The sequence below is a fragment of the Brevundimonas sp. KM4 genome, from assembly GCF_000964075.1.
Taxonomy (GTDB): domain Bacteria; phylum Pseudomonadota; class Alphaproteobacteria; order Caulobacterales; family Caulobacteraceae; genus Brevundimonas; species Brevundimonas huaxiensis.
In genome coordinates, this window is sequence record NZ_JZRG01000010.1 from 20,271 (window position 1) to 43,068 (window position 22,798).

The 22,798-nt window shown below is 69.1% G+C and carries 22 protein-coding genes; 13 read left to right on the plus strand and 9 right to left on the minus strand.

Annotated features, from left to right (window positions below; translation table 11 throughout):
* Window positions 1-56 precede the first annotated feature (56 nt).
* From VH88_RS06910 to VH88_RS06945, 8 genes are all read left to right on the plus strand, one after another.
* Window positions 57-911: a GNAT family N-acetyltransferase gene (locus VH88_RS06910; RefSeq protein ID WP_045810606.1), complete on the plus strand. Its 855-nt coding sequence runs from the start codon at window positions 57-59 to the stop codon at window positions 909-911.
* Window positions 908-1,429 (plus strand): tRNA (adenosine(37)-N6)-threonylcarbamoyltransferase complex ATPase subunit type 1 TsaE, encoded by a 522-nt coding sequence (tsaE, locus tag VH88_RS06915; protein WP_039246025.1) that lies wholly within the window; start codon window positions 908-910, stop codon window positions 1,427-1,429. Before VH88_RS06910 ends, tsaE begins: the two co-directional genes overlap by 4 nt.
* Complete coding sequence (gene amgK, locus VH88_RS06920; protein WP_045810607.1) at window positions 1,422-2,513, plus strand: N-acetylmuramate/N-acetylglucosamine kinase AmgK; 1,092 nt, start codon at window positions 1,422-1,424, stop codon at window positions 2,511-2,513. The genes tsaE and amgK overlap by 8 nt, the downstream gene beginning before the upstream one ends.
* A gap of 29 nt (window positions 2,514-2,542) precedes the next feature.
* Complete coding sequence (gene murU / locus VH88_RS06925) at window positions 2,543-3,253, plus strand: N-acetylmuramate alpha-1-phosphate uridylyltransferase MurU (protein WP_045810694.1); 711 nt, start codon at window positions 2,543-2,545, stop codon at window positions 3,251-3,253.
* Entirely contained in the window at window positions 3,250-6,300 is a 3,051-nt protein-coding gene (gene addB, locus VH88_RS06930) for a double-strand break repair protein AddB (protein WP_045810608.1), read from the plus strand. The genes murU and addB overlap by 4 nt, the downstream gene beginning before the upstream one ends.
* On the plus strand, window positions 6,297-9,731 hold the full coding sequence (gene addA, locus VH88_RS06935) for a double-strand break repair helicase AddA (protein ID WP_045810609.1): 3,435 nt from the start codon (window positions 6,297-6,299) through the stop codon (window positions 9,729-9,731). The genes addB and addA overlap by 4 nt, the downstream gene beginning before the upstream one ends.
* Before the next feature lie 117 nt (window positions 9,732-9,848).
* A complete protein-coding gene (gene trxA, locus VH88_RS06940; RefSeq protein ID WP_045810610.1) occupies window positions 9,849-10,178 on the plus strand; it encodes a thioredoxin in 330 nt (109 codons plus the stop codon).
* A gap of 72 nt (window positions 10,179-10,250) precedes the next feature.
* Window positions 10,251-10,436 carry a hypothetical protein gene (locus VH88_RS06945; protein ID WP_017506225.1) on the plus strand — a complete coding sequence of 62 codons (186 nt, stop codon included), beginning with the start codon at window positions 10,251-10,253 and terminating at the stop codon, window positions 10,434-10,436.
* Here VH88_RS06945 and VH88_RS06950 read toward each other — a convergent pair.
* Entirely contained in the window at window positions 10,433-11,719 is a 1,287-nt protein-coding gene (locus VH88_RS06950; protein WP_045810611.1) for a folylpolyglutamate synthase/dihydrofolate synthase family protein, read from the minus strand. The two genes, VH88_RS06945 and VH88_RS06950, sit on opposite strands and share 4 nt — an antisense overlap.
* A gap of 36 nt (window positions 11,720-11,755) precedes the next feature.
* Here VH88_RS06950 and VH88_RS06955 point away from each other — a divergent pair, with 36 nt between their 5' ends.
* Window positions 11,756-12,199: a DoxX family protein gene (locus tag VH88_RS06955; protein WP_045810612.1), complete on the plus strand. Its 444-nt coding sequence runs from the start codon at window positions 11,756-11,758 to the stop codon at window positions 12,197-12,199.
* Here VH88_RS06955 and accD read toward each other — a convergent pair.
* From accD to VH88_RS06995, 8 genes are all read right to left on the minus strand, one after another.
* Window positions 12,154-13,044, minus strand: coding sequence for an acetyl-CoA carboxylase, carboxyltransferase subunit beta (gene accD / locus VH88_RS06960; protein WP_039246013.1), 891 nt, complete (start codon window positions 13,042-13,044; stop codon window positions 12,154-12,156). The two genes, VH88_RS06955 and accD, sit on opposite strands and share 46 nt — an antisense overlap.
* A gap of 10 nt (window positions 13,045-13,054) precedes the next feature.
* A complete protein-coding gene (gene trpA, locus VH88_RS06965; protein ID WP_045810613.1) occupies window positions 13,055-13,897 on the minus strand; it encodes a tryptophan synthase subunit alpha in 843 nt (280 codons plus the stop codon).
* Window positions 13,894-14,385, minus strand: a complete 492-nt coding sequence (locus VH88_RS06970) for a hypothetical protein (RefSeq protein WP_045810614.1) — start codon at window positions 14,383-14,385, stop codon at window positions 13,894-13,896. The genes trpA and VH88_RS06970 overlap by 4 nt, the downstream gene beginning before the upstream one ends.
* Entirely contained in the window at window positions 14,382-15,584 is a 1,203-nt protein-coding gene (gene trpB, locus VH88_RS06975) for a tryptophan synthase subunit beta (RefSeq protein ID WP_197071017.1), read from the minus strand. Before trpB ends, VH88_RS06970 begins: the two co-directional genes overlap by 4 nt.
* 89 nt (window positions 15,585-15,673) lie before the next feature.
* Window positions 15,674-16,315 carry a phosphoribosylanthranilate isomerase gene (locus VH88_RS06980; RefSeq protein ID WP_045810615.1) on the minus strand — a complete coding sequence of 214 codons (642 nt, stop codon included), beginning with the start codon at window positions 16,313-16,315 and terminating at the stop codon, window positions 15,674-15,676.
* Between the two features lie 40 nt (window positions 16,316-16,355).
* Window positions 16,356-17,108: a pseudouridine synthase gene (locus VH88_RS06985; RefSeq protein WP_045810616.1), complete on the minus strand. Its 753-nt coding sequence runs from the start codon at window positions 17,106-17,108 to the stop codon at window positions 16,356-16,358.
* A 32-nt stretch (window positions 17,109-17,140) separates the two neighbouring features.
* Entirely contained in the window at window positions 17,141-18,040 is a 900-nt protein-coding gene (locus VH88_RS06990) for a class I SAM-dependent methyltransferase (protein WP_045810617.1), read from the minus strand.
* Window positions 18,041-18,044: 4 nt separating this feature from the next.
* Window positions 18,045-18,845, minus strand: coding sequence for an undecaprenyl-diphosphate phosphatase (locus VH88_RS06995; RefSeq protein ID WP_045810696.1), 801 nt, complete (start codon window positions 18,843-18,845; stop codon window positions 18,045-18,047).
* A gap of 138 nt (window positions 18,846-18,983) precedes the next feature.
* On the opposite strand from VH88_RS06995, the gene VH88_RS07000 reads away from it, so the two are divergent.
* From VH88_RS07000 to queG, 4 genes are all read left to right on the plus strand, one after another.
* A complete protein-coding gene (locus tag VH88_RS07000; RefSeq protein ID WP_045810618.1) occupies window positions 18,984-19,976 on the plus strand; it encodes a cation diffusion facilitator family transporter in 993 nt (330 codons plus the stop codon).
* Window positions 19,977-20,037: 61 nt separating this feature from the next.
* Window positions 20,038-20,724: a glutathione S-transferase family protein gene (locus tag VH88_RS07005; protein ID WP_045810619.1), complete on the plus strand. Its 687-nt coding sequence runs from the start codon at window positions 20,038-20,040 to the stop codon at window positions 20,722-20,724.
* Between the two features lie 122 nt (window positions 20,725-20,846).
* Window positions 20,847-21,524, plus strand: coding sequence for a DUF6624 domain-containing protein (locus VH88_RS07010; RefSeq protein WP_045810620.1), 678 nt, complete (start codon window positions 20,847-20,849; stop codon window positions 21,522-21,524).
* A gap of 105 nt (window positions 21,525-21,629) precedes the next feature.
* Complete coding sequence (gene queG, locus VH88_RS07015) at window positions 21,630-22,739, plus strand: tRNA epoxyqueuosine(34) reductase QueG (RefSeq protein ID WP_045810621.1); 1,110 nt, start codon at window positions 21,630-21,632, stop codon at window positions 22,737-22,739.
* Window positions 22,740-22,798 lie beyond the last annotated feature (59 nt).

A 22,798-nucleotide genomic window follows, 5' to 3' on the forward strand; every position in this document is an offset into this window, starting at 1 on the left:
TCTAGGACGCCGCGCATCTTGCCCCCTCCGACCGAACCGGCGACAAGCGATCTTTCATGACCGCCGCCACCCTTCCTGCCCGCCGTCAGCCCCACATCGTCGATGTGCTGATCGCCGAACGCGCGCCGCGCCTGACCGCCTCGCCGTTGTGGCCGGTCGTGCGGCCGGCGCTTTACGGCGTGCTGGGCTATGGGGCGGCGGTGCGAATGGCCGACGCCATCCGCGACCTGTCGGGGACCGAGACCTTCGATTACGTCTGGGACCTGCTGAGGCTGAAGGTGACGACGACAAACCTGGACCGTCTGCCGGCGACCGGCCGCTGCGTCGTCGTCTGCAACCACCCCACCGGCATCGCCGACGGGGTCGCCGTGTTCGACGCGATCAAACAACGACGCACAGACATGATCTTTTTCGCCAACGCCGACGCCATCCGCGTCTCGCCCCGGCTGAACGAGACCATCATCCCCGTCGAATGGGTCCACGACAAACGCACCCGCGAGAAGACCCGCGCCACCCTGAACGCCGCCAAGGAAGCGTTCGAGGCCGAACGCTGCGTCGTCATGTTCCCCGCCGGCCGTCTGGCGCGCGAGAAGAACGGCGTCCTGACCGATCCCGAATGGGCCCCGACCGCCGCCTCGATGGCGCGCAAGTATGACGCGCCGGTCGTACCCATTCACGTCACCGGCCCGTACAGCCGGCTGTTTCACCTGTTCGACAAGGTCTCGCAGGAGCTGCGCGACGTGACCCTGTTCCACGAGTTGCTGAACAAGGAAGGCAAGCCGTTCGGCGTCGATGTCGGCTTGCCCATTCCGTCCGAGCGGCTGGACGTGGACGCGGCCAAGGCCACCGAGGCGCTGAAAACCTTCACCGAACGCACCCTGGCCGCCGATCGTGACGCGGTGTTCCCATGAAGATCGAACTGCCCGACGCCGAGGCCACCACCGCCCTGGGCCAGGCCATCGCCCCCCTGCTGGCGGCGGGCGACAGTCTGCTGCTCTACGGTCCGCTGGGCATGGGCAAGTCGACCCTGGCGCGCGGCCTGATCCGCGCCCTGACCACGCCGGACGAGGACGTGCCCAGCCCGACCTTCACCCTGGTTCAGTTCTACGAAAGCGACCCGCCCGTCGCCCATTTCGACCTCTATCGCCTGACCCGGCCGGAAGAGGCGTTCGAGATCGGCTTGGACGAGGCGCTGGACGAGGGATGCGCCGTCATCGAATGGCCCGAGCGTCTTGGCGACGATCCCGGCCGGTTTCTGGGGCCGGACCAGCTCATCATTCATCTGTCCGAGATCACGCTCGACGCGGCCTCGGAACGCCCTCAAGCAGACGGGCTCCGCGAGCCCGTCGATAGGGCTCTGCAAGGAAGGCTTGCGACCGTTTCCGGCGTAGGCCGATGGGAGACGGGGCTGAAGGATCTGCATGTCTGACCGCGAAACCCTCCGTCTCGACTTCCTGAAGGCCGCCGGCCTGGCCGACGCCGTGCGCGCCCCCCTGCCCGGCGACGCCTCGACGCGGCGGTATGAGCGGCTGACGCCGACGACCGGCCCAACCCTGATGCTGATGGATCAGGCGCCCGCCGCCGAAAACCGGCCGTGCGATCCGCGCTGGACGCCCGAGCAGCGTCACGCCGCCGGCTGGAACGCCGTCGCCCGCCTGTCCGCCGGCCGGATCGAGGCCTTCGCCGCCGTCGCCGCCCATCTGAAATCCCTGGGCCTTTCCGCTCCCGAAATCCCGTCGCTGGACGCCGCCAACGGCCTGGCCGTGCTGGAGGATTTCGGCGACGCCCTGTTCGCCCGCGTGATCGCGGACGGCGCCGATGAGACGCCGCTTTATCTGGCCGCCATCGAGGCCCTGGCCGTTCTGCACGAAGCCGGCGCTCCGCCCGAGACCCTGCACGGCCCCGGCGGCGACTGGCCGCTGCTGACCTATGACGAGACGGCGCTTCAGGGCGGGGCCGATCTGTTCGTCGAATGGTTGCCGAAGCTCGACGATCGGGTCCGCTTCGACACCGCCGCCGTCGCCGACTGGCGCGCGGCCTGGGCGCCGATCGTCGCCTCGGGCGCGGCCGGGGCCTCGGTCATGGCCCACCGCGACTATCATGCGGAAAACCTGATCTGGCTGCCCCAGCGCGACGGCGCCGCCCGCGTCGGCATGATCGACTTCCAGGACGCGGTGCGCGCCCACCCGTCATGGGACCTTCACTCCCTGCTGCAAGACGCCCGCCGCGACGTATCGCCCGCGCTGGAGGCCGAGGCGCTGGACCGCTATTTCGCGCTGCGCCCCGGCGTCGATCGCGCCGCCTTCATGGCCGACTATGCGGGTCTGGCGGCGCTGAACGAGGCGCGGATCATCGGCATCTTCGCCCGGTTGATCGCACGCGACGGCAAGCCCCGTTACCGCCAGTTCCTGCCGCGCATGTGGCGACACCTGAACGCCAATCTGGACCAGCCGGCTCTGGCGCCCGTCGCCCGCTGGTTCGATCGCTACGTCCCTGCCGAGGTGCGCGCATGACCGCCCCCAAGACGGCCCCCAAGACCGCAATGGTGCTGGCCGCCGGCCTAGGCACCCGGATGCGCCCCCTGACCGACGACCGGCCCAAGGCCCTGGTCGAGGTGCAGGGCCGCGCCCTGATCGACCATGTGCTGGACCGGCTGGCCGAGGCCGGGGTCGAGAAGGCGGTGGTCAACGTCCACTGGTTCGCCGACCGGCTGGAAGGCCATCTGGCCGCGCGCGGCCAAAACCCTAAAAGTCGGGGTCCCGAGATCGTGATTTCCGACGAACGCGCCGAACTGCTGGAGACCGGCGGAGGTCTGAAGAAGGCCCACGCCCTGTTGGGCGAAAATCCCGTGTTCGTCGCCAATATCGACAGCGTCTGGATCGATCGCGGCGATGCCCTGACCGATCTGATCCGCCTGTGGAATCCCGAGATCATGGACGCCGCCCTGCTGCTGGCCCGCCGCGAAGGCTCCATCGGCTTCGAGGGCGATGGCGATTTCTTCATGGCCGACGACGGAAAGCTGACCTTCCGCGGCGACGCCCCGTCCGCGCCGTTCGCCTATATGGGCGTCCACATCACCCGGCCGGGCTATGCCGATCACGGCCCCGACGGCCCCTTCTCCCTCAGCCCCCTTTGGCGCAAGTCCGCCGCCGAGGGACGTCTGTTCGGCTGCGTCCTGGACGGCGCCTGGATGCACGTCGGCGACCCGCAGGCGCGCGATGACGCCGAGGCGAAACTGGCGGGAGAAGGGTGAGCGTCTTCGACCCATTCCTGGGCGACACGCCCCGCTGGTACGCCATCCCGGCGCACAGGCCGTTCCTCGAAGACCTGGCCGCAGGCGTCCTCGCCTGGCTGGGCGATCTGCCGCCCGAAAGCCTGTCCGACGCCACCATCCTGCTGCCCAACCGCCGGGCCGCGCGCGCCTTCACCGGCGCCCTGTCCAAGCTGTCGCAGGGTCGCCCCATCCTGCTGCCCCAGGTCCTGCCGCTGGGTGATCTGGAGGAGGACGAGCCGCCGTTTACGCCCGGCGCCCTGGGCTTGGACCTGCCGCCCGCCATTCCCGCCCTGACCCGCCGGTTCGAGATGGCGCGGTTGATCGTCGAACAGTTCGATGCGTCCCTGAGCCCGATGCGCGCGCTGGATCTGGCCGATGCGCTGGGCGGCTTCCTCGATTCCTGCCAACTGGAAGAGATTCAGAACCCCGAGCGGATCGCGACCCTGGTCGATGGCGAAATGGCTGAACACTGGGAACGATCGGCCGAGTTTCTGGGTCTGGCGGTCGAGGCCTGGCCGAAGCGTCTGGCCGAACTGGGCCTGGTCGATCCGGCCTGGCGTCGCGCGACCCTGCTGCGCCGCCTCGCCGAGCTGTGGGACCGCGAACCGCCGCGCCAGCCCGTCATCGCCGCCGGTTCGACCGGCACCGTCCCCGCCGCCGGCGACGTGCTGAAGGCCGTGGCCAGGGCGCCGCTGGGCTGCGTCGTCCTGCCCGGCCTCGACCTGAAACTAGATGCCGGCGTCTGGGACCGGCTGGACGAACAGCATCCGCAAAGCGCGATGAAGCGGCTGCTGGACCGCTGCGAGATCGCGCGCGAGAGCGTCCGCCCCTGGTTCCGCCCCACCGTTCCTGCGGCTGTCGAGGCGCGCGGACTGGCGCGCCAGCGGCTTGTCAACGAAGCCCTGCGTCCGGCCGAGGCCACCGACGACTGGCGCCGCGCCATCCGCGACATCCGCTCGGCCGCCGTTGCACGCAGCGAGGCGCGGGACCCGATCGCCGAGGGCTTGCAGGGCCTGTCCCTGTTGACCGTCCGTGCCGAGGAAGAGGCCGCCGCCGCCATCGCCCTTATGATGCGCGAGACTTTGGAAACGCCGGGCAAGAGCTGCGCCCTTGTCACGCCCGATCAAGCCCTGGGTCGCCGCGTCGCCGCCCGGTTGGAACGCTGGGGCGTCATTCCCGATTCGTCCGCCGGCGCACCCCTGTCGCGTCTGCCCGCCGGCGCCTTGGTCGATCTGTGCGCCCGCTGGATCGCGGATCCGGTCCAGCCGCATCTGCTGCTCGCCGTCGTCAAACATCCGCTGGCCCGGTTCGACCTGGGCGAGGCCTCTCAAGCGGCAGCCGTCGCCGCGCTGGAAGAACACGCCCTGCGCGGTCCCCGCCCGCGCGACTTCGCCGCCATCCATCGCCGTCTGCTGGAGGCGGTCCAGCCCGACCGGCGTGGCAAGGCCCCGCCCGAGTGGAAACAGGCCCGGCTGTCGGCCGCGACCCGTCTGGTCGATCAGCTTCAAGCCGCCATCGAGGCCGCGACTGCCGTCTTCGCGCCCGACGCGGATCTGAACGTCAGCGCCTCGGCCCTGACCCGGCTGATCGAAACCCTGGCCGGCCAGAACGCCTGGGCGGGTTCCGACGGCGAGGCCGCCGCCGCCCTGTTGTCCGGCCTGATCGAGGGCGGGGCGTCGCTCGGCCGCATCCGCCGCGCGGAACTGGCCGAACTGGTCACGTCCCTGGTCAAGGAAAACGTCGTGCGGACCGGCGGGGCGACCCACCCATCGCTGCGCATTCTCGGCGCCATCGAGGCGCGGCTGGTGCGCGCCGACCGCATGATCCTGGCCGGGCTGGAGGAAGGCGTCTGGCCCCAGGCGGCCCCGACCGATCCCTTCCTGTCGCGCCCGATGCGCAAGGCGCTGGGCCTGCCGCCGCCCGAACGTCGACTGGGCCAGACGGCGCAGGACTTCGTCCAAGCCGCCTGCGCCGATGAGGTCATCCTGATCCACAGCGAGCGGCGCGGCGGCCAGCCCGCTGTCCGCTCGCGCTGGCTGTGGCGGCTTGAGATGTTGACGCGCGGGGCCGGCGTGGCGTTACCGCGTCCCACGACCGTGCTGGACTGGGCCCGCGCCCTGGACACCCCCCCGCCCGGCCCGCCCCAGTTCGCGAAACGCCCAGAGCCGCGCCCGCCCGTGCATCGCCGTCCGCGCAGCCTCTATGTCACCCGCATCGAACGCTGGGTGCGCGACCCTTACGCCATCTACGCTCTTTGGGTGCTGGGGCTGGAGGCGATGGAGCGGCCTGGCGCGTCCGCCGAAGCGCTGGCTCGCGGCAACGCCGTCCACGCCGCCATCGAACGGCTGACGCTGGACTGGCCGAACGCCCTGCCTGACGACTGCGAGGCCATCCTGCACGACCATCTGCTGCGCGAACTGGGCGCGCGCGGGTTCGAGGACGCGGCCATGGCGCGCGAGGCGCCGCTGGCCCGCAACTGCGCCCGCTGGCTGACCGAGTTCGAGCGTCGACGTCGGGCGCGCGGCGTCGACATCCTGGTGGAACAGCAGGGGACGATGACCTTCGACGCCCCGGCCGGCCCCTTCACCGTCAAGGCCTTCGCCGACCGGATCGAGCTGGCGTCGGACGGCGCGGCGGTCATGGACTTCAAGACCGGGGCGGCGCCGTCCGCCAAACAGGTCAAATCCGGCTTCGCCCCCCAGCTGACCCTGACCGCCGCCATCCTGGCCGACGGGGGGTTCAAGGACACCAACGGCCCGGTCACGCCCGACGAACTGACCTATGTCCGCGTGGTCGGGCGAAAGACGGCGGGCGAAGTCGTCACCCGCGCCTCGGGCCTCGAGGCCGTCGACCTGGCCCAGGCGGCGCTGGAAGGTCTGAAGCGCCGCGTCGCTCGTTTCGACGACGAGAACACGCCTTACATTTCTTGGGCCGCACCTCAGTTCATGGGCAATCAAGGCGGCAACTACGACCATCTGGCCCGCGTCTGGGAGTGGTCGGTGATCGGCGACGGGGACGAAGAATGAGCATCGCCCCCCAGATCGTCGCCCCGCAGATCTTGGCCGCCGATCCGCGCCTGACCGTCTTCGTCACCGCCAACGCCGGTTCGGGCAAGACCACCACCCTGGTCAACCGGGTGGCGCGGCTGCTGCTGGATCGGGTCGACCCCGGCGCCATCCTGTGCGTCACCTACACCAAGGCCGCCGCCGCCGAGATGCAGGCCCGGCTGTTCGACCAGTTGGGCGGCTGGGCCGTGCTGGACGACGCCGCCCTGTCGCGCGAACTGGCCCGTTTGGACGACGGCGACCCGCAGGCGATGGATCACGCCGCGCTTTCCCGCGCGCGCAAGCTGTTCGCCCGCGCGCTGGAGACGCCGGGCGGGCTGAAGATCCAGACCATCCACGCCTTTTGCGAAAAGCTGCTGCGCCGGTTCCCGCTGGAAGCCGGGGTCTCGCCCCGCTTCACCGTGCTGGAAGACCAGGCCGCGACCGTTCTCAGCCACGCCGCGCGCGAAGATCTGGCCCGCGCCGCCGTCGCCGATCCGGACGGCCCAATCGGCCAGGCCTACAGCCATTTCGCCGTCGAGCTGGACTGGCAGCGGTTCCAGGCCCTGCTGTCGATGATCGAGGCGAAACGCGCCGATCTACTGGACTATATCGACCGCGCCGAGGCGGGAACCGCGCCCGATCCCTGGGCCCTGACCGGCGCAGAGCGCGACCGCAGCCCGGAAGATCTGGAACGGGACTTCGTCGCCTTCATCGATCCCGGCGAATGGAACCGCATGGCCGAGGCCATGGAAACCGGCTCGGCCAATGACAAGAAGATCGCCGACGCCATGAGCGTCGCCGCCCCGCCCTATGCCGGGTTCGCGGCCTTGGCCGGGGTCTTCTGCACCCAGGCGGGCGAGCCGCGAAAGAGCATGGGCACCAAATCGGCGCCGCAGGGCGCGGTCGGCTGGCTGCTGGACCTCCAGACGAAATTCCTCGCCACGCGCGAGGCCCTGCGCAAGGCCAAGGTCGCGGATGATACGGTCAAGGTCCTGACCCTGGCCCGCGCCCACGCCGCCTTCTACGAAACCGCCAAGGCCAAGCGCGGGGCTTTGGACTTCCCCGACCTGGTCGCGCGCGCCGCCGCCCTGCTGACCCAAAGCGGGGCCGCCTGGGTGCTGTACAAGCTGGACGGCGGGGTCGATCACGTCCTGATCGACGAGGCCCAGGACACCGCCCCCGAACAATGGGCCATCGTCCGCGCCCTGACCGGCGAGTTCTACTCCGGCGAAAAGTCCGGCCGCACCGTCTTCGCCGTCGGCGACGAGAAACAGTCGATCTACTCCTTCCAGGGCGCCCGGCCCGAACGGCTGCGTCAGGAGCGCGGCGCCTTCCTCGCCTTGGCCGAGGGCGCCGGCGAGCCCTTCGCCGGGCCGGAACTGAACACCTCCTACCGCTCGACCGAAGAGGTGCTGGCCTTCGTCGACGCCGTCTTCGCCGATCCCGACCGCACCCGCGCCCTGACCGGCCCCCAGGGCGACATCGCACGACACCTGCCCGCCCGCATCGGCCAGCACGGCGCCATAGACCTGTGGCCCCTGTTCCTGGACGAGCCCGCGCCCGAGACCGACGCCTGGGACGATCCCGTCGATCAGGAAAGCACCGGCAGCGCCCGCAAGCGCCTGGCCCGCGACCTGGCCCGCGAGATCCGCCGCCAGGTCGAAAGCGGCGTCGCCGTCTTCGACCGTGGCGCCCGCGACCTGCGCCCGGCCGGCTATGGCGACTACATCGTCCTGGTCCGCCGCCGCGACGCGACGTTCGAGGAGATCATCCGCGCGCTGAAGACGGAAGGGCTGCCAGTGGCCGGCGCGGACCGGCTGAAACTGTCCAGCCATATTGTCTTCGACGACCTGATCTCGCTGGCGCGTTTCGCCCTCTTCCCCGACGACGACCTGTCCTTGGCAGAGGTGCTGCGCAGCCCGCTGTGCGATGTGGACGAGGACGGCCTTTACGCGCTGGCCGGGCGCGAGAATCGCAAGGCGGGCCAACTTTGGCGCGACCTGCGCGACCGGGCGCACGAAAGCCCCGAATGGGCCCGCGCCCGCGACGCGCTTCAGGCCGCCATCGGAGCGCGCGGCGGCGACCCGTTCGCCTTCTTTTCCCAGGCCCTGAACCGCGTGGACGACTTAGGGCTCTCCGGCCGCGCCCGCATCCTGGCCCGGTTGGGGCGCGAGGCGGAAGAAGCCATCGACGAGACCCTGAACCAGGTGCTGGCCGCCGAGAACCGCGGCGCGATCGATCTGGAGACCTGTCTGGCCCAGCTGGAGGCCGCCGACGTCGAGGTGAAGCGCGAACTGGAGGGCGCGCGCGGCGAGGTCCGCGTCATGACCGTCCACGGCGCCAAGGGGCTGGAAGCGCCCATCGTCATCCTGCCCGACACGACCATGAAGGCGAAGGCGCAAGGTCCGTCCCTGATGCCCGCCGTCACGCCGGAGGGCGAAGGCGAGGCCTGGCTGATGGCGCCCGGCTCGGCGAAGGACGATTGCCCGGCCTCGGCCGACGCCCGCGCCGCACGCCAGGCCCGCACCGACGACGAGACCCTGCGCCTGCTCTATGTCGCCCTGACCCGCGCGCGGGACCGCGTCATCGTCATGGGCCGCGCCTCCAGCCGGGGCGCCGAGGCCGGCAGCTGGTGGTCGATCCTCTCCGAAACCTTCGACCGCCTGGGCGATCAGGTGCGCGAAGTCGAGAACGGCGTGCGTCGGTATGGCCTCGATCCCGAGCGTCGCCCGGTCGCCGCCGATGAAATCCGGTCCGCCGCCGCCCTGCCAACCTGGGCCGCCTCGCCGCCGCCGGCCGACGCCGCCGCCCGCTTCGCCTCGCCGTCGCGGATGGAGGGTTCGATCCGCATTCCCGCCCCCTCGCCCCTGGCCAGGACCGAGGCGGGCGGGGCGGCGCTGGGCCGGTTCCGGCGCGGCGACCTGATCCACCGGCTGCTGGAACGCCTGCCCGAGATCGCGCCCGCCGACCGCCCCGACGCCGCCCGTCGCCTGCTGACCCGCGAGACCGATCTGGACGAGGCCCAACGCGCCGAGATGATCGCCGCCGCCTTCTCGGTACTGGACGACGCCCGCTTCGCCCCCGTCTTCGGTCCCGGCTCCCGCGCCGAGGTGGCGCTGACGGGTTCAGCGCCCGACCTGCCGCCCGGCGTCGCTATCAACGGCCGCATCGACCGGCTGGTGGTCACGCCCGAGAAGGTTCTGGTCGTCGATTACAAGACCAACCGCCCCGCGCCAGACGCCATCGAGGCGGTCGATCCCGCCTATGTGCTGCAGGCCGCCGTCTATGTCGCCGTGCTGAAGCGCCTCTATCCCGACCGCCCGGTCGAGGCCGCCCTGGTCTGGACCGACGGACCCAAGCTGATGCCCATTCCGGAAACCTTGCTGGCGGCGGCGCTCGCCAGCAGTTGAATTGCCCGCGATTCGCTCCCACATCTGCCATCGAACCCGGACACATCCGGCCAACACCAACACGCGCTCATGCAGCGAGGCGCCGCGCGCCGAGCGATAGCGCCCAAGGAGCCATTCATGGCGACTGTAAAAGTCACCGACGAAAGCTTTGACGCCGACGTCCTGAAATCCTCGACCCCTGTCCTGGTCGACTTCTGGGCCGAATGGTGCGGCCCCTGCAAACAGATCGGCCCGGCGCTGGAACAGATCGCCGACGAACTGGGCGGTCAGGTCACCGTGGCCAAGATCAACATCGACGACAGCCCCATTACCCCGTCCAAGCTGGGCGTTAAGGGTATTCCGACCCTCATGCTGTTCAAGGACGGCCAGATGGCCTCGATGAAGGTCGGCGCCATGCCCAAGGGCAAGATCGTCGAATGGCTGGCCGAGGCCGGCGTCAAGGCCTGAGCCTTTTCGACCCTGTCAGATCAAGCGCCCGCCGGTCCGACCGGCGTGCGTTTTTCATGCTAGGATGGCGTCATGAGCGACGAAGACACCCCGAACCCGGCTGACGACATCCCCGGCGAGACCCCGGTCCAGAAGGCTCTGCGCCTGAAGACCGCCAAGCTGGATGCGCGCGCCAAGCCGCCGCGCGGCGGTCGCTTCCAGCGCGAACAGGCCGCCCGCATCGCCGCCGGCAAGTCCAAGCCCTGGATGACGCGCTAGACCGGCCAGGTTTCCTCGCTGGCGCCCAGGACCTCGCCGGCCAAATACAGCGATCCGCAGATGGCGACCCGGCCGGCGCCCAGGCGCAGCGCCAGGTCCAACGCCTCGGCAACCGAACCCGCCGGGGTCGCCGCTAGCCCATGCCCGCGCGCTACGGCCGCCAGGGCCGTCGGCTCGGCCGCCGCACCGTCAAAGCCGACGGTGAAGACGGTGGCCTGGCTGTCCTTCAGCGCGGCGAAGAAGCCGCCCGCATCCTTGTTGTTCAGCATGCCGCAGATCAGGGCCAGGGGACGCGGCGCCCGCGCCTGACGCTCGGCCAGAAACGCCGCCAGCGCCCGCGCCGCATGCGGATTGTGCCCCCCGTCCAGCCATAGCTCCGCCTCCGCCGCCTTGGCCGCAGCGCCATAGGGGCCGCCCGAAATCCGTTGCAGCCGTGCGGGCCAGCGCACGCGCTTCAGCCCCTCGGCGATCGCAGCCTCGGGCAGGTCAAGTTCGACCGCCGCCGCCACGGCCAGGGCCGCATTGTCGATCTGGTGCGCGCCTGCCAGGGCCGGCGCGGGCAGGTCCATGAACAGTTCGGCCGTCTGGAACGCCAGACCGCCCCGCTCGGCCCAGGCGTCGAAATCTACGCCCAAAACGGTCAGCCGCGCATGGACGTCGGCGGCGCGCCGTTCGATGGCGGCCATCGCCTCTTCCTTCTGGCGCGCGATCACGGCCGGCGCTCCGGCCTTCAGCACCCCTGCCTTTTCCGAGGCGATGGCGGCCAGATCCGTGCCCAGGAACTCCGCATGGTCGTAGTCGACCGGGGCGATGACGCTGAGCAGCGGCCGTTCGATGACGTTTGTGGCGTCCAGCACCCCGCCCAGACCCACTTCGATGACGGCCAGGTCGGCGGGCGTCTCGGACATGGCCAGGAAGGCGGCGGCGGTGGTGCTTTCGAACACCGTGGCCTCGCTGTCCGTCTCGGCCATGACCGCCTCGATCCGGTCCAGGATCGCGTTCAGATGATCGTCCTCGATCAGCGTTCCAGCCAGCCGGATCCGCTCGTTGAACCGCACCAGGTGAGGCGAGGTATAGGCGTGCACCTTCAGCCCCGCCGCCTCGGCGATGGCGCGGATCAGGGCCACGGTCGATCCCTTGCCGTTGGTGCCCGCCACATGGATCACCGGCGGAAGCCTATGCTGCGGATCGCCCAAGGCCGCGCACAGCGCGCGCATTCTTTCCAACGAAAGGTCGATCCGCTGGGGGTGTCGCGCGCGTAGTCGTTCGGAGACGGGATCCATCCGCCTCCTTTACCCCCTGATTTCGAGAACCGCGACATGACTTCCAGGCCGCAGATCAGAACCGCGGCGCGCCTCGTCCTTGCGGCCGTCTTTTTGGGCGCAGGCGTGCTGCATCTGATGGTCCCCGGCCCCTTCGTGCGGATCACGCCGGCGTGGGTTCCGCAGCCGGCCCTGGTCGTGGCCCTGACAGGGATCGCCGAACTGCTGGGCGCGGCGGGTCTGATGATCCCGCGCCTGCGGATCGCCGCCGGCTGGGCGCTGGCCGCCTACGCCGTCTGCGTCTATCCGGCCAACATCCAGCATGCCGTGAACTTCATGACGTCGGGCGCAGGGTTAGGCTGGGCCTATCACGGCCCGCGCCTGCTGTTTCATCCGGTCATCGTCTGGTGGTGCCTGTGGGCCTCGACCGCGATCGACTGGCCCTTCAGGCGGTCTCAGGCGGCGGCGCGCGTGCCGCCCATCAGCATGGACAGGATCTGACCCAGGGTGCGCGGCAGGTCGGCGCGGGTCACGACCCGGTCCACCATGCCCTTTTCCTGAAGATATTCGGCGCGCTGGAAGCCGGGCGGCAGTTTCTCGCGGATGGTCGCCTCGATCACGCGCGGACCGGCGAAGCCGATCAGGGCGCCGGGTTCGGCCAGATGCACATCGCCCAGCATGGCGTAGGAGGCCGTCACCCCGCCCGTCGTCGGATCCGTCAGGACCACGGCGTAAGGCAGTCTGGCGTCCTTCAGCTCTTCGATGGCCAGGGTGGTGCGCGCCATCTGCATCAGCGACAGGGCGCCCTCCTGCATCCGCGCGCCGCCGGCGGCGGTGAAACAGACCAGCGGAACCTTGCGGCTGACCGCCTCGCGCGCCGCCTTGATGAAGGCCTCTCCCGCCGCCATGCCCAGCGACCCGCCCATGAAGGTGAAGTCCTGGACGATCACGACCGCGTCCTGACCGCCGACCGAACCATAGCCGATGGCCATGGTGTCCTTGCGGCCCGCGGCCTTGCGCGCGGCGTTCAGACGATCCTTGTAGGATTTGCCGTCCGAGAATTTCAGCGGATCTTCCGGCACGTCCGGCGTGTCGATGGACTGGAAGACGCCGCCGTCGAAGGTGGCCTTCAGGCGTGTCGGCGCATCGATGCGCATGTGCCGGCCCGACGGCGTCACCCAAAGGGCGGCCTCCAGGTCCGAGCGATACAGCATCTCGCCGCTGTCGGGATCCTTGACCCAGAGATTGTCCGGGGTGTCGCGGCGCGACACGATCTTGCGCACGCCGGGCGCAAAGCGGCTCAGCCAGCCGCCGCGCTTTTCCTGAGGCTTGGTCTTGTCGTTCATCCCGGCGCTCTTAGACGGTTTCCGCCACGGAAGCACTAGCGGCGACGGATCGAACCGCATCGCCCAGCGCCTTCACCCGGGCCAGAACGCGCGGCGCAACGGGTGCGTTCGCCTCCAGCGCCGCCGCCACCTCGTCCACCAGTGCCGAACCCACGACCACCGCATCGGCGACACGGGCGATCTCGGCGGCCCGCTCAGGCGTCTTGACCCCGAACCCGACCGCGACCGGCAGGCCAGAGGCCTTGCGCACCCGCTCGACGGCCGGCGCCACCACATCCGCGTCGGCTTCCTTGACGCCCGTCACGCCCGCGACGGCGACGTAGTAGACGAAGCCCGAGGTGCCCTGGACCACGATCTTCAGCCGCTCGTCGTCCGAGGTCGGCGTCGCCAGCCGGATCAGCGAGATCGACACCTTGTCCAGCGCCTCGATCAGCGGCCCGGCCTCTTCCGGCGGGCAGTCCACGACGATCAGCCCGTCGATGCCGCAGTCTGCGGCATCGACGGCGAAGGCGTCATAGCCCAGGCTCTCGATCGGGTTCAGATAGCCCATCAGCACGATGGGCGTGGCGTCGTCGCCCTGACGGAATTCCCTGGCCAGATCCATCGTCGAGCGCAGGCCGAACCCCGCCGCCATGCCCCGGATCGCCGCCCGCTGGATCGGCGGCCCCTCGGCCATCGGATCGCTGAACGGAAAGCCCAGTTCGATGATGTCGGCGCCCGCAGCCGGCAGGCCGTTCAGGATCGCCAACGCCTCTTCGCGCGACGGATCGCCGCCCATCACATAGGGAATGAAGGCCGCACGGCCCTCGGCCTTCAGCGCCTTGAAGCGCGCATCGATACGGGCGGTGGTCATTGCTGCGGCGTTCCGGCGGCGGCAGGCGGGGTCGCGGCCGCGGCAGCCGCGCACACGTCGCCCGGAATGGTGGCGAAGCCCAGATATCCGGGCAACTCGGCGACGGCGGTCTTGGTGGTGTCGTAGAAGGCGACCATCTGCATCCCGTCGCAGCCGCCGGCCTCGCGGCGCTTGATGAAGACGACCCGGTTATCGTCGCCGCCAGCGGCCAGCCAGTTCTTGGTTTCCAGATCGGCGATATAGGCATCGGCCAGGGCGCCGATCTGGCCCAGATGCGCGGTCACGCACCAGGCCCGCCCCGTCAGATTGTTCAGCCCCCCGCAATCGGGCGACAACTCGGCGCCGGGCAGCAGCCCGACGTCGGCCGGACCGCCCTGCTGCGCCGACTGCGGCGCAGCAGGGGCCGGCGTTCGGGTAGGCGTCTGGGCCTGCGCAACGACGGCGGACAGGCTCAGTACGGCGGTCGCCGCAAGAAGGCTACGGATCACAGGTTCACTCCCAGATGTTTGGCGACCTGGAAGATGTCCTTGTCGCCGCGCCCCGACATCAACAAAACGACGTCGCCGCCCTTGCCGACTTCGCGCGCCACTTCGCCCGTCCGCGCCAGGGCGTGGGCGGGCTCCAGCGCCGGAATGATGCCTTCCAGCTTCGAGCACAGCTGGAAGGCTTCCAGCGCCTCATTGTCCGTCGCCGAGCGGTATTCGGCCCGGCCGATGTCGTGCAGCCAGGCGTGTTCCGGCCCGATGCCGGGATAGTCCAGCCCGGCCGAGATCGAGTGCCCCTCGACGATGTTGCCGTCCTCGTCCTGAAGCAAATAGGTCCGGTTGCCATGCAGCACGCCCGACCGCCCGCCCTTCAGCGAGGCCGCGTGATCCGGCGTATCCAGACCATGGCCGGCCGCTTCGACGCCGATCAGGCGCACGCCCTCGTCCTCGATGAAGGGGTGGAAGGCGCCGATGGCGTTGGACCCGCCGCCGATGCAGGCGACCACCGCTTCGGGCAGCTTGCCCATCCGGGCCATCGACTGGCTCTTGATCTCCTTGCCGATCACCGACTGGAAATCGCGCACCATGGCCGGATATGGGTGCGGACCCGCCGCCGTGCCGATGATGTAATAGGTGTCCGAGACGTTGGTGACCCAGTCGCGCATCGCCTCGTTCATCGCGTCCTTCAGGGTCGCGGCGCCGGCCGTGACCGAGAAGACTTCCGAACCCAGAAGACGCATGCGGAAGACGTTCGGCTGCTGCCGCTCCACGTCCACCGCGCCCATATAGACGGTGCAAGGCAGGCCGAACCGCGCCGACACGGTCGCCGAGGCGACGCCGTGCTGCCCCGCGCCGGTCTCGGCGATGATGCGCGTCTTGCCCATGCGGCGGGCCAGCAGGATCTGGCCCATGCAGTTATTGATCTTGTGCGCGCCCGTGTGGTTCAGGTCCTCGCGCTTCAGCCAGATGTTGGCCCCGCCGAAATGTTCGGTCAGGCGTTCGGCGAAATACAGCGGGCTCTCGCGACCGACGTAATGCTCCAGATAGCCGTCCAGCTCGGTTTGAAAGCTGGGGTCCGCCTTGGCCGCCTTATAGGCCGCGTCCAGCTCATGGATCAGCGGCATCAGGGTCTCGGCCACGAACTGACCGCCATACGGACCGAAACGACCCTGCGCGTCCGGCCAGGCATAGGCGTTCGACAGCGGCTGGGTGGAATCGGCGGCTTGGATGGGGGCCACGATGGGGGTCTGGGCGTTCACGGTTTCGACTTTCACGCGGAGAGGCGTCGCAATTACGACCGGCGCGCGTTTTGGATGAAGGTCGCGATCCGGTCGGCGTCCTTAACACCCGGCGCGCTTTCCACGCCAGAGGACACATCGACCATGGGCGCGCCCGTCATCTTCAGCGCCTCGGCCACATTGTCCGGATTCAACCCCCCGGCCAGGAACCACGGACGGCGGAAGGCGCGGCCGGCCAACAGGGTCCAGTCGAAACTGTGCCCCACCCCGCCGGGCAGCGCCGACCCCTCCGGCGGCTTGGCGTCGAACATCAGATGATCGGCATGATCATCCCACGCATCGGCGGCCGCGAAGTCGTCCGCCTGGCGGATGGGCAAGGCTTTGATCACCCCCGCCCCCGTAAGCGCCCGCACCTGTTCTGCCCGCTGCGCCGTCTCAGACCCGTGCAACTGGATGAAGTCGGGCCTCAGCGTCCGGGCGATCTGTTGGAGCAGGGCGTGGTCGGGATCGACCGTCACCGCCACGATCTTGGCCCGCCCCCGCGCCCGCTCGAACAAAGCGGCGGCGGTTTGGGGATCCAGATGGCGCGGGCTTTTGGGGAACACCACCGCCCCAACGAAATCCGTCCCGCCCTCCAGGGCGACGTCCAGCGTGTCGGGCGTGGTCACTCCGCAGATCTTGATCTTGGTGGTCATCCCTCGACCTGCGCGTCCGATCCCGCAGGCGTCAAGAGCCTCAACCCACGCTCTCGGGCGCCGTGAAGATCGAGGCGACCTCGTCCGCCGTCGCGAGGCGCCACTGACCGGGCGCCAGATCGGCGGGTAGGACCAGCCCGCCCAGCCGTTCGCGATGCAGGGTCTCGACATGGTTGCCGGCTGCGGCGAACATCCGGCGCACCTGATGATAGCGGCCTTCCGTCACCGTCAGCAGGGCCTCGGTCGGCGACACCACCTCCAGCACCGCCGGCGCCAACGGCTTGTCCTCGCCCTCCAGCACCAGCTCGCCCGAGGCGAACAGCGCGCCTTCCGTTCCGGTCAGCGGCCGCGCCAGACCCGCCCGGTAAACCTTGGCCACATGGCGCTTGGGACTGATCACCCGGTGCAGAAGATCGCCGTCGTCGGTCAGCAGCAGCAGACCCGTCGTCTGCTTGTCCAGCCGTCCGATGGTCGAGATGGCGGGATCGCGCGCCCGCCACCGTCCCGGCAGGATGTCATAGACCAGCGCCCCCTCTTCCTTATGAGAACAGGTCATGCCCAGCGGCTTGTTCAGCAGGATCACCAGACCCTGCACGGGGTCCAGCGGCTCGCCGTCGATCTCCATTCGGCCGGACAGGTCGGGCGTCACGGCAATGCGTTTGGACACGTCCGTCAGGTCCGCCCCGTCCAGCACGATGCCGCCCGCCTTGGCCATCCGCGCCATCTCGGCGCGTGATCCATAGCCCATCGAGCCCAGCAGACGGTCGACCCTCGACGTCGGGACTTTCTTCATGCGCTACCGCCCTTCGGACTGCTTGAGCGCGGTCACTTCACCGCCTCGAACAGCTTGTAGCCGCCCGCCTCGGCGACCAGCCGCACCCGCTTGAACGCCGCGTTCAGCTCGGCCTCATACGGCAGGTGCCGGTTGGCCACGACCCAGGCGACGCCGCCCTTTTTCAGAAGTTCCGCCGCCTTGCGGATGAAAGCCTGACCCAGCCGCCGGTCCTCGGCGCCGCCGTCGTGGAAGGGCGGATTGCTGACGACGAAATCCTTGTCGCCTTGGCCCTCCAGGATGCGGGCGTCCGACCACCACACCTTGGCGCGGTCGTCCTCGATATTGCGTCGAGCGGCCTGGATGGCGCGGCGATCCAGATCCACCATCTTCAGCTTGGTCACGGCGGGTGAGCGCAGCACCACGATCGACAGCGCGCCATAGCCGCAACCCAGATCGACCCCCTCGCCCTTCATCGCCGGCAGATGTTCGGCCAGCAGCGCCGAGCCCGGATCGATCCGGTCCCAGGCGAATACGCCGGGCTGAGACCAGGCTTCCAGTCCCGGCACGATCTGCGGACCGCCCGCGGCGATGGCCTCGTCCAGCCCCTCGACCGTTTCGGGTCGAATGACGATGCAGCGGCGATGGTGCGCCTTGGCGGTCTCGGCGACCTCCACGCCGAACGTCTTCAACTCCTTGCCCAGGCGCGATCCGCCCTTGTCCTTGGGCGCCATGACGTCCAGCCGTCCCCCGACCTTGAGCGCCTTCAGCGCCAGGGCCAGCACATAGCGCCGCTCCAGCACGCCGGGCGGGGCGAAGATCATGACGCTGTCGGCCGAGCCCGGTTCCTGCGCCTCCAGCGCAGCCGAGTCGGGGATCAGGGGCGAGGTCTGGATCGCATCGCCGGGCGGATCGAAAACGACCGGCGGACGGCCATACAATAGCGTGGTCATGATCTCAGAACCCCGCCTGCAACAGCGCCAACCCAACGACGCCGACCACGATCCGCCACCAGGCGAAGACGCCGAAGCCCCGCTTGGATACGAAATCCAGCAGGAACCGCACCACCGCCAGGGCCGAGATGAAGGCCACGACGAAACCCACGGCGATCAGGCCGATGTCGCTGAAATCCAGCGTCTTGTGGTTCTTCAGCAGGTCATAGGCCACCGCTGCCCCCATGGTGGGCAGGGCCAGAAAGAAGCTGAACTCGGCCGCCGACCGCTTGTCTGTTTTCAGCAGCAAGCCGCCGGCGATGGTGGCGCCGGACCGCGACACGCCGGGGATCATGGCCAGGCACTGGAACAGGCCGATCAGGAAATAGATGCGCATCGGATAGGCCTCGGCGTCCAGCCACCTGGGCTTCTTGTCCATCCGATCCAGCAGCAGCAGGATCACCCCGCCGACGATCAGGGCGATGCACACCACCTGGGGCGTCTCGAACAGCACCGTCTTGATGAAGTCATAGGCCAGGAAACCGATCACGACGGCCGGCGCGAAGGCGACCAGCAGCCCGATCAGGAATCGGCGCGCCTCGGCGTCGAAGGGCCAGCGCGTCGCCAAGGTCCACAGCTTCTTGAAATAGACGCTGACGATGGCCAGCAGAGCGCCCAGCTGGATCACGATCTCGAACGTCTTGCCCGCGCTCTCGAAGCCCATGAAGTGGCCCAAGAGCAGCATATGGCCGGTGGACGAGACGGGAATGAACTCGGTCAGCCCCTCGACCAGACCCAGAATGATGGCGGCAAGCCAGTCCGACATGAGACCCTCGAAAACCAATGCGCCCGGAACGCGCCGCGCCCGGATGCCTTCCCCCTAGAGCATGATCGTTTCGGACGGAACGACCCGTTTGGGCCAGCGGTTGGCTTTCAGCCACGATTGCGCGAGAAGAAGCCGACAATGACGACCCCCGCCCCCGCCCCCGCCTCGCTTGACGACGCCCATCTGGCCACGCGCCGCATCACCCGCCTGTCGGTCGGGGTCGCGGTGGCGCTGATCGCGATGAAGGCCTTTGCGCTCGGCGCTTCAGGCTCGGTCTCCATCCTGGCGACCCTGGCGGATTCGGTGCTGGATCTGGCGGCGTCCCTGACCACCTTCTTCGCCGTGCGCTGGGCCGCCGCCCCGGCCGACGAAAACCATCGCTATGGCCATGGCAAGGGCGAGGCCCTGTCCGCCCTGGTCCAGGCCGGACTGGTCTTCGCCTCGGCCCTCTTCATCGCGTGGGAGGGTGTGCAGCGCATCTTCGATCCCCGTCCCGTCACCGCCGGCCTTTGGGCCACGGGGGTCATGGTCGCGGCCATCGCCATCACCGCCTGGCTGGTGTGGATGCAGACCCAGACGCTGAAGAAGACCGGCTCCCTCGCCGTCGCCGGCGACCGCGCCCACTATGCGGCGGACCTCGCCGCCAACGTCGTGGTGCTGATCGGCGTGATTTCGGGCGCCTTCCTGGGCGCGCCGGGACTGGATGCGGCCGCCGGCATCGTCGTCGCCGTCTGGCTGTTCTGGGGCGCGACGGGGATGTTGAAGGCCGCCGCCGATCACCTGCTGGATCGCGCCGTGCCCGAGGCCGACCGCGCCGCCATCACCAAGGCCGTCCTGGCCGACCCCCAGGTCTTTGGCGTGCACCAGCTGCGCACCCGCATGTCCGGTCAGGTGATGATGATCCAGATGCATGTCGACCTGGACGCGCACCAGACGCTGGACGCCGCCCACGCCATCGTCGTCGCCGCCGAAAACCGGGTGCTGGCCCAGTATCCCGCCGCCGACATCCTGATCCACGCCGACCCGCGCGGCCACGCCCGTCCGCAGCCCGCGCTCCCGGCCGCCGCTCCAGCCGAGCCGCAAGCCGCCCCCGCCTCGACCGGCCCCGCGCCCAAGGGGCCGTGGTCCTGACCTTGCGTCCAATTTCAATGCAGTAAACGCGCATTAACGGGTCCGGGCGCATCAACCCCTGATGGCCGACCCTTGCGTTCTCTTCCACTTCGCCTTCCAGCCCGCCTCGCGCGCCGCGCGACTGGCGCTGGGAGAGGCGCGGATCGAATGGACGGATGCGCCGGTCCGTCCGTGGGAAGACGATTGCCCGGTCAATGACTTCAACCCGTCCGGTCTGCCGCCGGTGATCCAGACGATGGATCGCGGCCGTCCGTTGGTGCTGTGCGAACTGCCCGCCATCCTGGGCTGGATAGAGGATCAGCAGAAGGGCCCTCTGCTGCTGCCCGCCGACCTCGCCGAACGGGCCGAGGCGCGCCGACTGACCGGCTGGTTCGAGCGCCGCTTCATGGACGAGGTCGACGCCGTCCTGCTGCACGAGCGGATGGAAAAACCCCTGCTCAAGCTGGGCCCGCCCGAAGCCCGCGCCCTGCGTGACGGCCGCGACGCCCTGAAATCCCACCTCGCCATGCTGGAGGACCTGGTCGCCGCGCGCGACTGGCTGGCCGGCCGCCGCCTGTCCCAGGCCGATCTGATCGCCGCCGCCCACCTGTCGGTGCTGGACTATTTCGGCGAGATCCAGTGGAAGACCTGGCCCGGCCTGAAGACCTGGTACTCCAAGGTCAAATCCCGCCCCTGCTTCCGCCCCCTGCTCGCCGACCGCTTCGTCGGCGTGCCGCCGTCGGCGTGGTATGCGGACCTGGATTTCTAGACTCAAAGCCGACGTGCTTGATGACCGCTTAGGGTGGGAAGCGGACATTACCAAACGCAGTTTTACAATCCTTGACTGCTCATCCTAAGCACCATCTGATTGGGTGTTCTAAGGAGGGCGTCATGATCCATAATCTTGCAGCGCTTACGCTTGTGGTCGCGCAGGCGACGGCGCCCGATCCCCTAACTGAAGCGGCCCTGAACGCGCTACGCGCCAGCATCGCGGAGGCAAAAGAAGCACAGAGCGCATTGCCTCCGCCACAGACGGATCAAGAACGCCTGGAGCGCATGGGGGCTATCGACCAGGCCGCTCGACAAGGTCTTTGGAAGGCTCTGGCGAACGTGCCGCCGCCCGAACGCGCGCGAGTTCGACGCGCGCTTTGGCCCGAGGTACGGGCGGTCGATGTCGAAAACCAGCAGCAGTTGTTGGCGATGGTGCCCGAGGACGGCTGGTTCAGAAAAAGTCGCTACGGCGACAACGCAGCCGCGTCGGCGTTCCTCGTTGTGCAGCATGGCGATGAGACGCTGTGGGAGCGCTTTCTGCCTATTCTCGCCGACCTTGTGCCTAGCGGGGAAGTCGCAGGTTCGGAGTACGCCATGATGTATGACCGGCTGCAGATGACGAGGGATCAACCTCAGAGATACGGGACACAGATGACCTGCCCTTACGGCACCGGTCAGTGGACGCTTTGGCGGCTTGAGGATGCGGAGCGCGTCGACGAATTTCGAGCTTTGGTCGGTCTCGGGCCGGTTGCAGAATATGTCGACAGCTTCAAAACGCGGGCTCCTCCGACCTGCTGATAAGCTCGCCGACGAAGGTCCTCTAAGGGTCGAAGGCAGACTCGAGCACAGTCTTCAAGTCGCTCCTCTCAAGACGCGTCCGCGCTCTCATGCTATCCCCGCCCCGTGTCCGACCGCCTGAAAACCTTCATCCGCCAGCGCGCGACCGAGCTGGGCTTCGATGTCTGCCGGTTCGCCTCGGCGGCCGACGCCTGGCCGGCGGGCGAGCGGCTGCGGCGTTTCGTGGACGAAGGCCGGCATGGCGACATGGAATGGATGGAGACGACGCTGGCTCGCCGCCAGCATCCGACCGCCATGTGGGACGAGGCCCGGACCGCCATCGTCCTGGGCATGAACTACGGCCCGGAGCAGAACCCGCTGGATCAGCTGGCTGACCGTTCGGCCGGCTACATCTCGGTCTATGCGCGCGGCGACGACTATCACGAGGTCATCAAGGGCCGGCTGAAACAATTGGCGGGCCAGATCGCGGCCCGCAACGGCGCGGACATCAAGGTCTTCGTCGACACCGCCCCCCTGATGGAAAAGCCCTTGGCCCAGCGCGCCGGCCTGGGCTGGCAGGGCAAGCACACCAATCTGCTCAGCCGCACCCACGGCAACTGGCTGTTCCTCGGGACCATACTGACCGCCGCCGAGATCGCGCCCGACGCGGCCGAGACCGAACATTGCGGCCGCTGCACCGCCTGTCTCGACGCCTGTCCGACCAAGGCCTTTCCCGCCCCGTTCCAGCTCGACGCCCGGCGCTGCCTGTCCTACCTGACCATCGAGTTCGCCGGTCCCTGGCCGGTCGAGTTCCGCACCCTGACCGGATCGCGCCTCTATGGCTGCGACGATTGCCTGGCGGTCTGCCCGTGGAACAAGTTCGCACAGGAAGCGCGCGAGATCCGGCTGGCGCCCCGCCCGGCCTTTGAAAGCCCGCGTCTGCACGACCTGCTGGCGCTGGACGACGCCGCCTTCCGCGCCCTGTTCACCAAGAGCCCCGTCAAGCGGATCGGCCGCGACCGCTTCCTGCGGAATGTCCTCTACGCCGTCGGCAACTCGGGCGACGCGACCCTCGTCGCCCCGACGAAAGCCCTGCTGGACGACCCCTCAGCCCTTGTGCGCGGCGCCGCCGTCTGGGCCTTGTCGCAGTTGATGCCGGCTGGCGCGTTCGCGGCCCTGGCCGAGGCGACGACCGAGACCGACTCCCGGGTTCTGGTGGAGTGGCGGCGCGCTTAAGGTCTCCTCCCTGCGAAGCGGAGAGGGGGACCGCGCGTAGCGTGGTGGAGGGGCTCTTG

Bases quoted from the DNA above. Each gene is read 5' to 3' on its own strand.
- VH88_RS06910 (WP_045810606.1), top strand. From the start codon at position 57: ATGACCGCCGCCACCCTTCCTGCCCGCCGTCAGCCCCACATCGTCGAT.
- tsaE (WP_039246025.1), top strand. From the start codon at position 908: ATGAAGATCGAACTGCCCGACGCCGAGGCCACCACCGCCCTGGGCCAG.
- amgK (WP_045810607.1), top strand. From the start codon at position 1,422: ATGTCTGACCGCGAAACCCTCCGTCTCGACTTCCTGAAGGCCGCCGGC.
- murU (WP_045810694.1), top strand. From the start codon at position 2,543: ATGGTGCTGGCCGCCGGCCTAGGCACCCGGATGCGCCCCCTGACCGAC.
- addA (WP_045810609.1), top strand. From the start codon at position 6,297: ATGAGCATCGCCCCCCAGATCGTCGCCCCGCAGATCTTGGCCGCCGAT.
- trxA (WP_045810610.1), top strand. From the start codon at position 9,849: ATGGCGACTGTAAAAGTCACCGACGAAAGCTTTGACGCCGACGTCCTG.
- VH88_RS06945 (WP_017506225.1), top strand. From the start codon at position 10,251: ATGAGCGACGAAGACACCCCGAACCCGGCTGACGACATCCCCGGCGAG.
- VH88_RS06950 (WP_045810611.1), bottom strand. From the start codon at position 11,719: ATGGATCCCGTCTCCGAACGACTACGCGCGCGACACCCCCAGCGGATC.
- VH88_RS06955 (WP_045810612.1), top strand. From the start codon at position 11,756: ATGACTTCCAGGCCGCAGATCAGAACCGCGGCGCGCCTCGTCCTTGCG.
- accD (WP_039246013.1), bottom strand. From the start codon at position 13,044: ATGAACGACAAGACCAAGCCTCAGGAAAAGCGCGGCGGCTGGCTGAGC.
- trpA (WP_045810613.1), bottom strand. From the start codon at position 13,897: ATGACCACCGCCCGTATCGATGCGCGCTTCAAGGCGCTGAAGGCCGAG.
- VH88_RS06980 (WP_045810615.1), bottom strand. From the start codon at position 16,315: ATGACCACCAAGATCAAGATCTGCGGAGTGACCACGCCCGACACGCTG.
- VH88_RS06985 (WP_045810616.1), bottom strand. From the start codon at position 17,108: ATGAAGAAAGTCCCGACGTCGAGGGTCGACCGTCTGCTGGGCTCGATG.
- VH88_RS06990 (WP_045810617.1), bottom strand. From the start codon at position 18,040: ATGACCACGCTATTGTATGGCCGTCCGCCGGTCGTTTTCGATCCGCCC.
- VH88_RS06995 (WP_045810696.1), bottom strand. From the start codon at position 18,845: ATGTCGGACTGGCTTGCCGCCATCATTCTGGGTCTGGTCGAGGGGCTG.
- VH88_RS07000 (WP_045810618.1), top strand. From the start codon at position 18,984: ATGACGACCCCCGCCCCCGCCCCCGCCTCGCTTGACGACGCCCATCTG.
- VH88_RS07005 (WP_045810619.1), top strand. From the start codon at position 20,038: ATGGCCGACCCTTGCGTTCTCTTCCACTTCGCCTTCCAGCCCGCCTCG.
- VH88_RS07010 (WP_045810620.1), top strand. From the start codon at position 20,847: ATGATCCATAATCTTGCAGCGCTTACGCTTGTGGTCGCGCAGGCGACG.